Here is a 14,993-nt window from a genome sequence, read left to right as displayed (position 1 = left end):
TATGACGACCCGTATTCGCGTGGGACAGGCGCCATTCAATATGGCCGAAGAGTATCAGTGGCTCTCCGCCTGCGACGAGGATGGCGCGGTGGTGACCTTTACCGGCAAAGTGCGCAATCACAATCTGGGGGAGCACGTTTCCGCTCTGACGCTGGAGCATTATCCCGGCATGACGGAAAAAGCGCTGGCAGAGATTGTGGAACAGGCGCGCGCGCGCTGGCCGCTGGAACGGGTGAGCGTGATCCATCGCATCGGCGAGCTGATTCCCGGCGATGAGATTGTTTTCGTCGGCGTTAGCGCGGCGCATCGCGGTGCGGCCTTCGCTTCCGCCGAATTTATCATGGACTATCTGAAAACCCGCGCGCCGTTCTGGAAACGGGAAGCGACGCCCGAAGGCGATCGCTGGGTTGAGGCGCGCGACAGTGACCAGCAGGCGGCCGGACGCTGGGATCAATGAGTGGTTTGGTGGCGCTTCGTCTGTTCTGAGGTGCCAAACTCAGTATTGCCGTGGGCATGTTCACCGCCGCCCTCAACGCGCTGGAGCTGGATCACCTCACCATCCTGCCAGGCGTTAGCGCCTTTGACCACCGGATGCGCAATGATATCAGCACGCTGCTGGCGCATCTTACGTGTATCAATTCCCATCCGTTCGTCGCGATCTTTCAGCAGGCGCTGATCGAGCTGACCGTCGGCGGTGAAACCCATCATCAGCGCCGGGATCCCGAACGGCAGCGTTTTATCGCGGTCGGTATGCCAGGTGTGCCAGGTTTTACCATAGGTGTTAACCAGTTTGGTCATCAACGCTTTATCTGCCGTGTCCGGCAGTCCTGGTGCCACCAGCGTGCCCGATTTCACCTCATAGCTGTGGCTGTGCCAGAGCTTTTTCTCTTCCGGCGGCAGCGTTTTATACAACCGCTCGCTGATAATATATTCCACGCCCATTAAACGGGCATCGCGTGTGTTGCCGTCATAAATCAGCGCCTGCATTACATCATCATTCAGGATAGTGACGTAGTGGTGCGCTTCCATCTGACCATCTTTATCGCCGTTGTAAAAATGAAAGCCGTCGAGATAGGCGTTAATGGCGTCAATCGGCGGGCGTGACTGCATTGCGGCGGCGCCGGTATCCAGCAGCTTCATTTTTGTTGAAGTCGGCGCGCCGGGGGTGTTCACCTGCGCCGGGGTATTATTGCCGCCGCAGCCAGCCAGCATCAGCGCTGCGACCACCGGTAACCATGAGGTTTTCATTGATAACTCCTGTAATAATAATTAACAAAACTTAACGTTAGCGTAAAACTGAGAAATGGAAAGGCGAGGGAGCTATGAATGAAAGCGGCGCTGGCATTTCGCTGCGGCAGTGGTTAAGGTGCGCTTATCTTCAAAAACGATAAGGACAGGTATGTCATCTCAGTTACTTCGCCTTATGCCGCTGGTTGCGCTGCTGGCGCTGGCGGGCTGTACCAGCAAACAGAAAGAGACGCCGCAGCAAACGCCGCAGCAGATGCAGGCGCGCATTACAGCGTTAATGCCGGGGCATGTGCGGCAAAAAGCGGACTGGTCCAGCGATATGGCCACTGCATTTCGTACCCAGCAGATCGAGGCCAGCGACAGCAATATTTGCGCCGTGATTGCCGTAGCCGATCAGGAAACCAATTTTAACGCCGATTCACCGGTGCCCGGTCTGCCAAAAATTGCCTGGGGAGAGATCAACAAACGGGCGGCACGGCTGCATATTCCCGCCTTTCTGGTCCGTACTGCGTTGCTGATTAAATCGCCCAACGGGCGCAGCTATGCCGATCGGCTGGACAGCGTGCGTACAGAAAAAGAGCTGAGCGCCATTTTTGATGACTTTATTAATATGGTACCGATGGGGCAGACGCTGTTTGGCAACCTGAACCCAATTCATACCGGCGGCCCGATGCAGGTAAGTATCGCCTTTGCCGAGGCGAATGCGCGAGGCTATCCGTGGCCGGTGGAGACCACCATCCGGCAGGAAGTCTTTACTCGTCATGGCGGCATCTGGTTTGGCGTTAAACATCTGCTGGGCTATCCAGCTAATTACAGCACGCCGCTGTACCGTTTCGCCGACTTTAACGCTGGCTGGTACGCCAGCCGCAATGCAGCATTTCAGGCAGCGGTGGCGCGCACCACCGGCATGAAGCTGGCGCTGGACGGCGATCTGATTATCTATGGCTCCGATAAGGCGGGTGCAACGGAGCTGGCGGTACGCACGCTGGCGGGGCAAATCGATATGAGCCATCGGGCGATCCGTCGCGATTTAGAAAAGGGCGATAAGCTGGAGTTTGAAAAAAGCGAACTGTGGAAGCAGGTCTTCGCGCTGGCCGATAAACAGGCCGGGCGCCGAATGCCGCGTGAAATGCTGCCCGGCATCCGTCTGGAGAGCCCGAAAATCACCCGCAACCTCACTACCGCCTGGTTCGCTCAGCGGGTCAACAGCCGCTATCAGCAATGCATGGCGCGGCGTTAAAAAAATGCCCGTGACGTTAATCCATCACGGGCAGGCCGTTTTGTTATAAGGGATAATGCTCCGGCTTAGCGCTGCTCCAGCTGGAAGGTCGAAACCGTATCGGCCAGCTGGCGCGCCTGATCTTCCAGCGAGGCGGCGGCAGCCGACATTTGCTGCACCAGCGCGGCGTTTTGCTGCGTAACGCCATCCATCTGATTGACCGCCACGCTGACCTGACTAATGCCCTGCGACTGCTCATCGGAAGCATTAACGATTTCGTCGATAATCGACTGCACCGCCGCCACGGACTCGGTCATGGTTTTCATGGTTTTACCGGTCTCATTCACCAGCGAGACGCCGGTGCTGACCCGTGACGAAGACTCGTCGATCAGCGCGGTGATCTCTTTTACCGCACTGGCGGAGCGCTGCGCCAGATTACGCACCTCAGAAGCCACTACCGCAAAGCCGCGTCCCTGTTCACCGGCGCGCGCCGCCTCTACCGCCGCGTTCAGCGCCAGAATATTGGTCTGAAAAGCGATGCTGCTGATCAGGCTGGTGATATCACCGATTTTGCGCGAGCTTTCGTCAATCTGCGCCATGATCTCTACCACCTGCTGTACCAGCGCCTCGCCGCGTCCGGCTACCGCCGTGGCGTTGTCGGTCAGCTCCGTGGCCTGGTGCGCGTTATCGGCATTCAGCTTCACCGTGGCGGTTAGCTCCTCCATGCTGGCTGCCGTCTCCTGCAGCGCCGAGGCCTGCTGTTCAGTGCGTGCAGAGAGATCGAGGTTGCCACTGGCGATTTCGCTGGCGCCGCTACGTACCGAGGCGCTGGCGGTCATGATCTCGCTCACCATATTGCGCAGCTGCTGTTGCATGGTTTGCATGGCGTAGAAAATGCTTTGCTGATCTTTTGCCTGCACGGTGATGGTGCGGCTTAAATCGCCCTGTGCGACCGCCAGAGCAAGGCTTGCCGCTTCGGCCGGTTCGCCGCCGACGGGACGCGCGATTTTACGACTGAAGATCAGGCCCAGCACGCCGCATACCACGACAATGCTGACCAGCATCAACACCAGCGCCCAGATAAGCTGACGGTTAGCGGCGGCCATGACATCGCTGACTGGTGCGACAATCGCCAGCTGCCATGGCGTTTCGCTGTTGCCGACATGGATCGGTTGCCAGCTAATAAATGTGGCTTCCTTCAGAAACGTATCCTGATATTCATGTACCGTGAGGTTTTCACCTTTTTCTCCCTGCCAGGCTTTGCCTGCCAGCGACGCATCGGGGCTGGCGATAACTTTACCCTGATGCGACAGCAGCATCGCATAACCTTTGCCCTGCCACGGCTTGATGGCACCGATCACTTTTTGCAGTGTCTCCAGCGAGAAGTCAGCGGTGACCACGCCTTTGAACTGACCATCCTTGATGATCGGCGCGGCAACCGAAGTCAGCATCACCTCTACGCCGTTATAGGGATAATGATAAGGTTCGAGGATCACATCTTTCATACGCTGACGCGGCAGCAGGTAATAGTCACCAATACCCGGCTTCTCATAGTCCACCAGGTTATGGAGCGCGAGCTGACCTTCACTGTTGCGATCGGTATAGCGTACATAGCGACCGGTAGCATCCTGGTCCGGCTGGCCTGCAAATTCCGCATCTCTGCCGTCAAACGCGTTGGGTTCAAAGGCCAGTGCGACCGAAAGGTAATCCTGATGCGAACCCAGCGTAGCGGTCAGCATACGATCCAGCACCCGCCGCTCCGGCACGCCCGCCTCTTTTAAGCTCCAGGCGTCATTACCCAATGCACGCGCGGTGTGCAATGCCTCGTCGAGCTTGTTTTGCACCTGTTGCGCGTTGGCCCTGGCGATTTGCTGCAGATAATCCTGCGCCAGCTGGCGCTGCTGATCGCGTGACTGGCTACTGAGTAAGCCGATAGTGAGAATAAACCCGAGGGAGATGGTAATAATGCCCGTTAGCAGCATCAGGGTCTGGGTGCGCATTTTGCGCCGACTGGCAGATAAAGTGGTCATGTCATTCCCCGGAAAAGTAAAAAATTAAAATAACCTCACTGTCAGTGAGTTTCCTTCTGTACAGCTTATCGGCAGTGAATTAATAAAGTTGAGTGATTATTACGCAGGATTACTGGATCCGTTGCGTTTATTAGCGAGATATCCATAATTCGTTAAATCTATGCCACACTTGAGAGACCTGTTACTTCACATAATTAGGGGGATCAATGAATCGATTTCCACACTCGCAAGAGACTATCGTGCAGCGCGCCGGTACCGGCCTGCAAACTTACATGGCGCAGGTTTATGGCTGGATGACTTGTGGTCTGCTGCTGACTGCCTTTATTTCCTGGTATGCGGCGAATACGCCTGCGGTAATGGAGCTGGTATTCGCCAACCGTATTACGTTTTTTGGGCTGATCATTGCACAACTGGCGGTGGTGTTTGTGCTTTCAGGCTTGGTGCATAAGCTTAGTGGTGCGGTGGCCACCGCGCTGTTTATGCTCTATTCAGCAATGACCGGTTTAACCTTAGCCAGTATTTTTCTGGTGTATACCTATTCATCTATCGCCAGCACCTTCTTTGTCACCGCCGGAATGTTCGGTGCCATGAGCTTTTGGGGCTACACCACCAAACGCGATCTCAGCAAAATGGGCAGCATTTTATTTATGGCGCTGATTGGCCTGCTGCTGGCTTCACTGGTTAACTTCTGGCTGAAAAGCCCGGCGCTGATGTGGGCGATTACCTATATTGGCGTGTTGGTGTTTGTCGGCCTGACTGCCTATGACACGCAAAAGCTAAAGGCAATAGGAGAAAATATTGATACGCGTGATAAAGAGAACCTGCGCCGCTATTCAATTATGGGCGCATTAACGCTCTATCTGGACTTTATCAACCTGTTCCTGATGCTGCTGCGCATCTTTGGCAACCGCCGCTAGGGCATGCTGCACATCTGCGGCAACCGTCGGCAGAGCAGCACCAGACCCGCACTCAGGCCAGTGCCCCTTGTAGAGTCACCTCTCTGCGGGTAAACAAAGCACCGAAAGATCCTCTTTTCGGTGCTTTATTTTTGGTGAAAAAGCAGAGCATCATCAGCGTGATGCCGGGCGATATGGTTACTGTGTGAGTTTACTGTGCGGGTTTAGCCCGTCTTCCGTTTCGTGTCGCTCCAGGTGCTTATCCTGTTCCGCCGGTTGCTCGTTATCTTGCTGCTGCATTTTTCGCTCGTTTTTCGCCCGCAGATGTTTCGCCCGGCTTTCCAGCCACAGGTAAAGCACCAGCGCCAGCAGCAGCGGCAGGATAAAGTAGAGCACGCGATAGGCGAGCAGGGCGGCGATAATCTGCCCGTGGCCGGCATGCTCATCACGCAGCAACGCCAGAAATACCGCCTCCAGCACGCCGATACCGGCCGGGATGTGGATTATCACCCCGGCGATACTGCTGATCAGCAACACGCCCAGCACTACCGGATAATTCACTTCCTGTCCCAGCAGCAGCCAGATGATTGTCCCCATGACCATCCAGTTAGCGCTGGAGATAGCAAACTGAAACAGCGCCATACGCAGCGAAGGCAACGCCAGTTTTTGCCCTTTGATTGTCCAGCGACGTCGTTTAGAAAAGGCGCAGGCGCCCAGATAGGCAAGAACCAGCAGCGCCAGAATGCCGCCGATCAACCGCAGCGTCCCTTCGCCAATAAACCAGCCGGGCGGTACCGGCACCATACCGGCGGTAAAAATAATTCCCGCCAGCAGGATATAGCCGAGCCAGTTGGTGGCAATACTGAGAGAAAAAATACGGGTGATAGTGCTGCCGCTCAGCCCCAGCCGGGAGTAAAGCCGATAGCGCATCGCAACGCCGCCCACCCAGGTACTTAGCGTCAGGTTAAAGGCGTAACAGATAAACGACACCAGCATCACCTGACGTTTGGCCAGCTTATGACCGCAGTAGGCGCGGCCAATCAGATCATAGCCGCCGTAGGCGAGATAACTCAGGATCACCAGACCCACCGCGCTGAGAATCGCTATGCGGTTATAGTTGACAATTACCTTCCAGACATCTTCCCAGTCTACTTTGCCGGCATAGACTCCCAGCAACACAATAACCGCAATAAAAAACAGCCAGGTGAGGATTTTTTTGGCCAGCTTCCATTTGGGATGGGCTTTTGACATCAGGATTTCACTCCTTGTTTTTCGCTATCAACGCGATCCTGGGTTTCCAGTTCCGGCTGAACCGGCGGTGGTACCTGCTTTACTTTAGGCGTATGGGCAGGCAACCAGCCAGCGATAGCAGGGAAATGGCGCAGGAAGTGGAAAACAATCACGCTTTTAGTCAGCTGTAGCCAGGTGCGCTTCGGCAGTTTATCTTCCCGTACGCGCACACAGTCGTTCTGTAACAGCTGTTCCAGATTATCGCGCAGCGTCTGGTTAAACTGTCGATCATGAATAATCAAATTCGCTTCCAGATTCAGCGACAGGCTAAGCGGATCGAGATTACTGGAGCCGACCGTGGCCCACTGTTGATCCTGTACCGCCACCTTTCCGTGTAGCGGACGGCGAATATATTCATACACCTCCACGCCGCCTCCCACCAGGTAGTTATACAGTAGCTCCGCGCCTACTTTAACAATCGGCATATCGGGTTCGCCCTGTACGATCAGACGCACGCGCACGCCGCGCTGGGCGGCATTTTTCATCTCGCGCAGCAGGCGATAGCCGGGGAAAAAGTAGGCGTTGGCGATAATTACATCCTGTTTAGCGTTGCTGAGCATCTCCATATAGTGCTGTTCAATATCGTCGCGATGTTCATCATTATCGCGAAAAACAAACAGCGCCTGTGCATCGCCGGGCTTCTGGTTGCGCGCCGGGCGATGAGAACGTTGCCCCCACCAGCGGCGCGTATTCGCTTCGCTGCCAAAAGCCTCCGCCACAAAAGCACCGATATCGTCGACAATCGGCCCTTTAACCTCAACGGCGTAATCCTGCTTGGCTTCCGGACCGAAATCGGTGTTGTGCTCGGCGGAAAAGTTAATGCCGCCGACAAAGGCGATAACGCCGTCGACAACCACAATTTTACGGTGCAGTCGACGAAAGACATTGGTACGCATGCCCATCACCAGCGGGCGCGGGTCATAATAGAGAAAGCGCACGCCAGCGGAGGTAAGGCTGGAAATAAACTCATCCGACAGATCGGGTGAACCGTAGCCATCAACCATCAGCTCGATTTTTACGCCGCGCTTCGCGGCAGCCAGCAGTTCGCGATGCAGCGCCTTGCCAACGTTATCCTCAAACAGAATAAAGGTTTCCAGCAGCACGCTCTGCTGTGCGCGCTGAATTGCCCCAAATACGCGTGGGAAAAACTGTTCACCGTTTTCCAGTAACTGGATACGGTTACCATCGCGCCAGTTCATTGTCATAAGTGAATCTCCACAGCCAGCGGCGCATGATCGGAAAGATGAGACCAGGGCCGCACAGGTAATGCCCAGGGATGACTGGTTGCGGCGTTACGCACATAAATACGATCGAGGCGCAACAGCGGAAAACGCGCCGGGAAAGTGCGCGCCGGGCGTCCGTGCTTACGGCTGAATACCTCATCAAGATTGGCGCAACGCTTCAACATTTTATTGGCGCGCATTTGCCAGTCATTAAAATCACCTGCCACCACCAGCGGCGCATCGGGGGGCAGGGCGGCGATCATCTCGCACATCATTTTCATTTGCGCATGGCGATGCGCATCGCGCAGACCAAGGTGAACGCACATAACATGCAGCGTCTGATCGCGGTCAGGAAGCTGTAACTGACAGTGCAGTACGCCGCGCCTCTCGGTGCCCGCTACTGAAATATCGCGGTTCTCATACTCAACGATTGGGAAGCGGGAAAGCACTGCGTTGCCGTGATGCCCTTCAGGATAGACAGCGTTACGTCCGTAAGCGAAATCGTTCCACATGGTATCAGCGAGAAACTCATAGTGCGGGGTGTCCGGCCAGTTTTCCACCTGCAGCGGATGCACAGCGTGCGTACCCATTACCTCCTGTAAAAAAACGATATCGGCGGACGTCGCGCGTACTGCTTCGCGCAGTTCAGGTAAAATAAAGCGCCGGTTGAAAGTAGTGAAACCCTTATGTGTATTAATTGTCAGGACTTTAAAGGAAAATCCTTGCGCTTTTTGTGACATACTGGGGGCGCTCTCCTTTTGATTTTGATTTCCGATAAAGTGTAGTCTTTGTCACAAAAGGGCGCTGACTTCCGCCGCGTTTTGCGGCATTGTCCGAAAACTGCGTTACATTATGGACATTCGTCGTTGGCTTTGCCGACTACTTGGATCGCATTTAAACGCGATCAGGAGAAGAGAATGAAATGGTTTAACCGTATACAGATTGCCACTGGCCAACCCTGTCTGCACATTTCTTTGCATCTGGTGATGCTTGTCGCTCTGGTTTGGGGCTGGCGGGAACGGGCGTTGGTTGAAGTGAGCAGCGTACTGGTTGCCGCCTATGCTGCGGTATTTATCGCTATGCTGCTGACGCAGCGTATACCGCGTCTGCGACGCACCGGTGATTTTTTAGAAGAGATCACCACCACCTACTATTTCGGCGCGGCGATGCTGCTGCTGTTTTTAGTTTCGCGCATCCTGCATAACAATCTGCTGCTGGCCTGTCTGGGGCTGGTGATGCTGGCGGGACCGGCACTGGTTTCGCTGCTGGCGAAAGAGCCGCCGCCGCGTATCGAAAAGAAACGTAGCTAAGCCTGCTGTTCTTCTGCTGTCAGGGCCGCCTTGTGCGGCCCTGGTTTTTTCGCCGCCATACGCTTTTTAACACCACAGCGCCACGCCGCTATCCCCCCGACGTGTAAACTGTTACACTGATCTCATTACGCACCGTAGTTTGTGCCCTTTCAACCGCTTGCTCAACAAGCGTCATGATCTCCCCCCTGGAAACTGCACCGTTAACGACGGTCAGGGCGGAACCGGAGTTGAACCCCTATGTCCTTTGATTCTCTCGGCCTGAACGCCGATATTTTGCGTGCCGTGGCCGAGCAAGGCTATCGTGAGCCTACCCCTGTACAGCGCCAGGCTATCCCGGTGGTACTGGAAGGCCGCGACCTGATGGCCAGTGCCCAAACCGGCACCGGCAAGACGGCAGGCTTTACGCTGCCTATTCTGCAGCGCCTGAGCGCGAAACCGCTGGCGGCGAAAAGCCGTCGCCCGGTACGCGCATTAATTCTTACCCCGACGCGTGAACTGGCGGCGCAGGTAGGCGAAAACGTACGTGAATACAGTAAATATCTGAGCCTGCGCTCGCTGGTGGTATTTGGCGGCGTCAGCATCAACCCGCAGATGCTGAAACTGCGCGGCGGCGTGGATGTGCTGGTGGCAACGCCGGGCCGTCTGCTCGATCTGGCGCAGCAAAATGCGGTCGATCTGTCACAGGTTGAAATCCTGGTGCTGGATGAAGCGGACCGCATGCTCGATATGGGCTTTATTCATGATATCCGTCGCGTTCTGGCGCGCCTGCCGGCGAAACGTCAAAATTTGCTGTTTTCCGCCACCTTCTCCGACGAAATTAAAGCTCTGGCGGAAAAGCTGCTGGATAACCCCAGCCAGGTTGAAGTTGCGCGTCGTAATACCGCTTCTGAACAGATTACTCAGCATGTGCATTTTGTTGATAAAAAACGCAAGCGGGAACTGCTGTCGCTGATGATTGGCCAGGGCAACTGGCAGCAGGTGCTGGTATTTACCCGCACCAAACATGGCGCTAACCATTTAGCCGAGCAGTTGAATAAAGATGGCATTACCGCCGCTGCGATCCATGGTAATAAAAGCCAGGGCGCGCGTACCCGTGCGCTGAGCGACTTTAAAGGCGGTCAGATTCGTGTGCTGGTGGCGACCGATATTGCCGCGCGCGGCCTGGATATTGAAGAGCTGCCACACGTAGTGAACTATGAACTGCCCAACGTGCCGGAAGATTATGTGCACCGCATCGGTCGTACAGGTCGCGCCGCCGCAACCGGCGAAGCGATTTCGCTGGTCTGTGTGGATGAGCACAAGCTGCTGCGTGATATTGAGCGCGTACTGAAGCGTGAAATCCCGCGTATGGCGCAGCCAGGTTTTGAGCCGGATCCGAGCATTAAAGCGGAGCCGATCCTCAATGGCCGCCAGCAGCGTGGCGGCGGCGGTGGACGTAGCCAGGGCGGTCGCGCTCAGGGCGGCGATCGTCAGCCTTCAGGCCAGCGTCAATCCGCCTCAGCCGATCGCCAGCCGCGTCGCGCTTCCGGCGAACGTGATGGCAATCAGCCGCGCCGCGCCTCTGGCGATGGCAGCAATCCGCGTCGCGCTTCCGGCGAGCGTGATGGCAATCAGCCGCGTCGCGCTTCTGGCGATGGCAGCAATCCGCGCCGCACTTCCGGCGACAGCAGCCATCCACGCCGACTTTCCGGCGATAGCAATCAGCCGCGCCGCACTTCCGGCCAGCGCCCGGCACAGGCGCGCAGCGATAAGCCTTCCGGCAATCGTTAATTTCGCCTGGCTAAACACGGCTACCCTTGTGGTAGCCGTTTTTTTTGCTGCATTTTGCGTTACCTTCCCGCTGTTTTTTATCCGCTTCTGCAATAAACACCTGCCCGGGTGATTCTCACTTTCAGGCAAAAGGCGTAAACTTGCGCGTCAATTTTGTCAAAGGTATTTCTCATGCGGGTGTTACTGGCGCCGATGGAAGGCGTACTTGATTCTCTGGTACGTGAATTACTGACCTCAGTGAATGATTACGATCTTTGCATCACCGAATTTTTACGCGTGGTGGATCAGCTGCTGCCGGTAAAATCTTTTCTGCGTCTCTGCCCGGAGCTACAGCACCAGAGCCGTACCTCTTCCGGCACCTTAGTCAGGGTTCAGCTGTTGGGACAACATCCGCAGTGGCTGGCAGAAAACGCGGCGCGGGCGGTTGAACTGGGTTCGTGGGGCGTCGATCTCAACTGTGGCTGCCCTTCGAAGCTGGTGAACGGCAGCGGCGGTGGGGCTACGCTGCTGAAAGATCCTGAGCTTATTTATCGTGCAGCCAAAGCGATGCGTGAAGCGGTGCCCGCTACGCTACCGGTCACGGTGAAAGTGCGTCTTGGCTGGGACTCCGGCGAGCGACGTTTTGAAATTGCCGATGCGGTACAGCAGGCAGGCGCCAGCGAACTGGTAGTGCATGGGCGTACCAAAGAGGATGGCTATCGTGCTGAGGCGATTAACTGGCAGGCGATAGGCGAGATTCGTCAGCGTTTATCGATTCCGGTGATTGCCAACGGCGAGATCTGGGACTGGCAAAGCGCGCAGGCGTGTATGGCGGCAACCGGCTGCGATGCGGTAATGATTGGTCGTGGCGCGCTTAACGTGCCTAACCTGAGCCGGGTTATTAAAGAGAATGCGCCGCCGATGCCCTGGCCGCAGGTTATGGCGCTGCTGCATCGCTACACCCGGCTGGAAAAGCAGGGCGATACCGGGATGTACCATGTGGCACGTATCAAACAGTGGCTTGGCTATCTGCGCAAAGCTTACCCGCAGGCGGATACGCTGTTTACGACCGTCCGAACCCTGAAAAGCTCCCCGGAGATCGCAGCGGCGATCGATCTTCAGTGCCAGCTGGCCGAGGCTTTGTCTCTCAACGAGGCGTTATAGCATTACCAGCAGCGTATAAAACAGCGCGGCCATTAGCGCGCAAGCCGGTAACGTCAGCAGCCATACCAGGCCCATGCATTTCAGTGTTCGCCACTGCAGGGCGCTGCGATTCGCCACCATGCTGCCTGCGACGCCGCAGGTCAGTACCTGAGTAGTGGAAACCGGCAGGCCAAACTGCTCTGCCATGCCTAACGTTGTCATGGTGACCAGTTCGCTGCTGGCACCCTGCGCTGCGCTAAGCGGCGCTTTACCGGTGCGTTCGCCAATGGTAATAGCGATGCGCTGCCAGCCGGTTAAGGTACCCAATCCCAGCGCCAGTGCCACCATGATTTTTACCCACCAGGGGATCAGGCTGCTGGCGTGATTTAACTGTCCGGCCAGCGTCGTCAGCAGCGCGCGCTCATTATGCGTCAGCGGCGCAGGGCTGTTTAACAGCTGATGCAGGGTTTTGCTGGTCAGCGACATTTGCAGGCGCAGGCGGGTTGCCTCGCTGGTTGAGAGCCGATCGAAGTGGGGCAGGGCGCTCAGCTGTTGATGCAGGCTGCCCGTAACTTTGCCCAGCGCTGGCAATACCTCTTGCTGCCAGTGCTGCTGCTGTAAATAGCGCTGCAGTTCACTTTCTGCCATCGGCAGCGTGAGATCGCTGCGCTGCGGCAGCTGCGCCTGCGCCTGTGCGGTCAGTACGGTTAAGCTGGCTATTTCGCGCTCCGGCAGGGTGCGGTTCAGGGCAAACGTGCCCGGCAGCGCGATCAGCAGGATGACCATAATCAATCCCATTCCTTTTTGCCCGTCGTTGGCACCGTGCGCGAAAGAGACGCCGCTGCTGGTCAGTAGCAGCATGCCGCGCAGCCAGAGCGGAGGAGGGCATTGCAGATCGGCAGCCTGAGTGAGCTGGCGAGTCGGCAATAGCGCCTTCATCGCCAGCAGCAACAGCCCGGCGGCGACAAAACCCAGCACCGGCGACAGCAGCAGCGCCCAGCCAGCCCAGCCAGCCTGATGACAGTCGATTCCGGTCAACGCGCCATTGCCGTTCAGCAAACTACTGGCACCGCCCACGCCCACCATCGCCCCCAGCAGCGCATGTGAAGAGGAAGAAGGGATAGCAAAGTACCAGCTGGCAAGATTCCAGCTAATCGCCGACAGCAGCAGGGCATAAATCAGCGCATAGCCATGACGGGCATCCATTTGCAGCAGCCCCTCTGCCGGCAACAGAGACATGACGCCCCAGGCCACCACGCCGCTTGCCAGCAGCACGCCCAGCATATTCGCGATGGCGGAAATCAGCACTGCCCGCCCCGGGGAGAGCGTACCGGTATAAATCACTGTCGTAACGGCATGGGCGGTATCGTGCATGCCGTTAACAAAAATAAAGCCCAGAGCCAACAGCAAGGCGCCGCTCAGCAGCAGGTCAGGAGTAAAAACGTTGCCCGAGGCGCGCATCTCAGCCGTAAGCTGTGCCATCATCCAGCCGATCGCTACCAGCAGAAGCAGGCCAGCTATTGCCATTCGCAGACGCTGTTGCCGACCGGAGCGTGCCGGATAAAGCGTGGGGAAGCGTGAGTTATAGCGGGCAAAAGTGCTGTAATCGCTCATATCACATCGTAAGATTATGGAATGCTCCTGTGGTGATACGCTTTTTATATGACAACAGTATGACGTTATGAAAAGGCTGGCAGCAGAGGTATTCCCTGCGCACGGCAAGCCACAACCGCGCCGGATAGCGGTTTCAGAATTATCTTCTCTTTTACTGCTGCCGGTTCGCTGCCAGGCTTACTCTTTTGCCCGTCAGGGATCCCAGATACCAGGCCATGCTCTACTTTAAAATTTCCCGCCTCCTTTTTCCTGCCGTCTGGCTGATTGCGCTGTGGTGCAGCGCAGCGATGGCCGACACCGTTTGGCTAAAAAATGGCGATCGCCTTAGCGGTACCGTACGCTCGCTGGAAGACGGAAAATTAATAATGGATACCGACTGGGGCGGTACGCTGTCACTAAACTGGAGCGCAGTCAGCACGCTTAACAGTAAGAACCTGATTACTTTACGCAATAGTCAGACTGGAGAGAGTTATGGCGTCAAACTGGAGGCGGCTGAAGCGGGCTGGCTGAAGGTGGTCAGCAGTAATCAGCAGGAAGAGAAGGTCGCGGTTTCCCGTATTGATGATTTTATGAAAGCGAAAGTCAAAAGCGATCGGCTCAACTGGAGCGGCAACGTAGATGCAGGCATTAACCTGAAACACGCATCGACTGAAACGCAGGATACCCATTTCTCTTTTAACAATAAAATTAGCCAGGGTAAATGGCGGCATAATTCCGGCGCAACCTGGAGTCGCGAAACAGAAGACGCCAGCGTCAACACCTATAATTACAGCCTGCGCTATGCGATAGATTATACCTTTCGTGAACAGTTCTTCTGGCAGGGACGCGCCAGTTACAAGCGTGACTGGGTTGAAGATCTGGCGCATCAGGCGCTCATCGGCACCGGGCCTGGCTATCAGTTTTGGGACGATGAACGGGGTTCATTCTCGCTTTCAATACTGACCGGCGCTTTCGGCTATGGCTACAGCGACGGCACCATTGACAGACATTTCGGCTCTTCCCTGCGCTGGGATTATCAGCGCTACCTGCGTGGCAAAGATGTCACGCTGTTCAGTCATGGCGAAGTGGGGCACTCACTGGATGACGAAGGTATTTTTATGCTGGATGCGGAGGTGGGCTTGCGTTATGCCCTGACCGGTTGGTCAACCCTGAATATCGGCTATGGACGTAACCTGGTGAGCGGTACGCGCGATACGTTGAATGAACGGCGTTTTACCACCGGACTGGGGGTGAAATGGTAAAAAAAGGGCGATAATCATCGCCCTTTTTGA

At 56.1% G+C, this 14,993-nt stretch carries 13 protein-coding genes; 7 read left to right on the top strand and 6 right to left on the bottom strand.

The window, feature by feature from the left end; genetic code table 11:
• Position 1 precedes the first annotated feature (1 nt).
• Entirely contained in the window at positions 2-457 is a 456-nt protein-coding gene (gene moaE / locus B1H58_RS00805) for a molybdopterin synthase catalytic subunit MoaE (protein ID WP_085067534.1), read from the top strand.
• On the opposite strand, the gene B1H58_RS00800 is transcribed toward moaE, so the two are convergent.
• Positions 451-1,248, bottom strand: a complete 798-nt coding sequence (locus B1H58_RS00800) for an OBAP family protein (protein ID WP_085067533.1) — start codon at positions 1,246-1,248, stop codon at positions 451-453. The genes moaE and B1H58_RS00800 overlap by 7 nt on opposite strands.
• Positions 1,249-1,399: 151 nt before the next feature.
• Here B1H58_RS00800 and B1H58_RS00795 point away from each other — a divergent pair, with 151 nt between their 5' ends.
• Entirely contained in the window at positions 1,400-2,488 is a 1,089-nt protein-coding gene (locus B1H58_RS00795) for a DUF1615 domain-containing protein (protein WP_085067532.1), read from the top strand.
• Between the two features lie 65 nt (positions 2,489-2,553).
• Here the strand turns inward: B1H58_RS00795 and B1H58_RS00790 are convergent, their stop codons facing one another.
• Positions 2,554-4,497 (bottom strand): methyl-accepting chemotaxis protein, encoded by a 1,944-nt coding sequence (locus B1H58_RS00790; RefSeq protein ID WP_085067531.1) that lies wholly within the window; start codon positions 4,495-4,497, stop codon positions 2,554-2,556.
• A gap of 206 nt (positions 4,498-4,703) precedes the next feature.
• On the opposite strand from B1H58_RS00790, the gene B1H58_RS00785 reads away from it, so the two are divergent.
• Complete coding sequence (locus B1H58_RS00785) at positions 4,704-5,414, top strand: Bax inhibitor-1/YccA family protein (RefSeq protein WP_085067530.1); 711 nt, start codon at positions 4,704-4,706, stop codon at positions 5,412-5,414.
• A gap of 177 nt (positions 5,415-5,591) precedes the next feature.
• Here the strand turns inward: B1H58_RS00785 and B1H58_RS00780 are convergent, their stop codons facing one another.
• Genes B1H58_RS00780 through B1H58_RS00770 form a run of 3 tightly spaced genes read right to left on the bottom strand, consistent with a single transcriptional unit; the run spans position 5,592 to position 8,646 of the window.
• Positions 5,592-6,644, bottom strand: a complete 1,053-nt coding sequence (locus B1H58_RS00780; protein ID WP_085067529.1) for a lysylphosphatidylglycerol synthase domain-containing protein — start codon at positions 6,642-6,644, stop codon at positions 5,592-5,594.
• Positions 6,644-7,888: a cardiolipin synthase ClsB gene (gene clsB / locus B1H58_RS00775; RefSeq protein ID WP_085067528.1), complete on the bottom strand. Its 1,245-nt coding sequence runs from the start codon at positions 7,886-7,888 to the stop codon at positions 6,644-6,646. The genes B1H58_RS00780 and clsB overlap by 1 nt, the downstream gene beginning before the upstream one ends.
• Complete coding sequence (locus B1H58_RS00770) at positions 7,885-8,646, bottom strand: endonuclease/exonuclease/phosphatase family protein (protein ID WP_085067527.1); 762 nt, start codon at positions 8,644-8,646, stop codon at positions 7,885-7,887. The genes clsB and B1H58_RS00770 overlap by 4 nt, the downstream gene beginning before the upstream one ends.
• A 177-nt stretch (positions 8,647-8,823) precedes the next feature.
• On the opposite strand from B1H58_RS00770, the gene B1H58_RS00765 reads away from it, so the two are divergent.
• The 3 genes from B1H58_RS00765 to dusC all read left to right on the top strand — a co-directional run bounded on the left by B1H58_RS00765 (position 8,824) and on the right by dusC (position 12,129).
• Complete coding sequence (locus B1H58_RS00765) at positions 8,824-9,216, top strand: YbhQ family protein (protein WP_085067526.1); 393 nt, start codon at positions 8,824-8,826, stop codon at positions 9,214-9,216.
• A gap of 237 nt (positions 9,217-9,453) precedes the next feature.
• The gene (gene rhlE, locus B1H58_RS00760; RefSeq protein WP_085067525.1) at positions 9,454-10,986 is read left to right on the top strand and encodes an ATP-dependent RNA helicase RhlE; all 1,533 of its coding nucleotides are present in this window, start codon (positions 9,454-9,456) and stop codon (positions 10,984-10,986) included.
• Positions 10,987-11,157: 171 nt separating this feature from the next.
• Complete coding sequence (dusC, locus tag B1H58_RS00755; protein WP_085067524.1) at positions 11,158-12,129, top strand: tRNA dihydrouridine(16) synthase DusC; 972 nt, start codon at positions 11,158-11,160, stop codon at positions 12,127-12,129.
• On the opposite strand, the gene B1H58_RS00750 is transcribed toward dusC, so the two are convergent.
• Positions 12,124-13,722: an inorganic phosphate transporter gene (locus B1H58_RS00750; protein ID WP_085067523.1), complete on the bottom strand. Its 1,599-nt coding sequence runs from the start codon at positions 13,720-13,722 to the stop codon at positions 12,124-12,126. The two genes, dusC and B1H58_RS00750, sit on opposite strands and share 6 nt — an antisense overlap.
• A 215-nt stretch (positions 13,723-13,937) precedes the next feature.
• Between B1H58_RS00750 and B1H58_RS00745 the strand changes: the two genes are divergently transcribed.
• Entirely contained in the window at positions 13,938-14,963 is a 1,026-nt protein-coding gene (locus tag B1H58_RS00745) for a DUF481 domain-containing protein (protein ID WP_085067522.1), read from the top strand.
• The last annotated feature ends 30 nt before the right edge of the window (positions 14,964-14,993 follow it).

It is taken from the genome of Pantoea alhagi, assembly GCF_002101395.1.
GTDB classification, from domain to species: domain Bacteria; phylum Pseudomonadota; class Gammaproteobacteria; order Enterobacterales; family Enterobacteriaceae; genus Mixta; species Mixta alhagi.
This window is presented reverse-complemented; position numbering and strand designations above follow the sequence as displayed.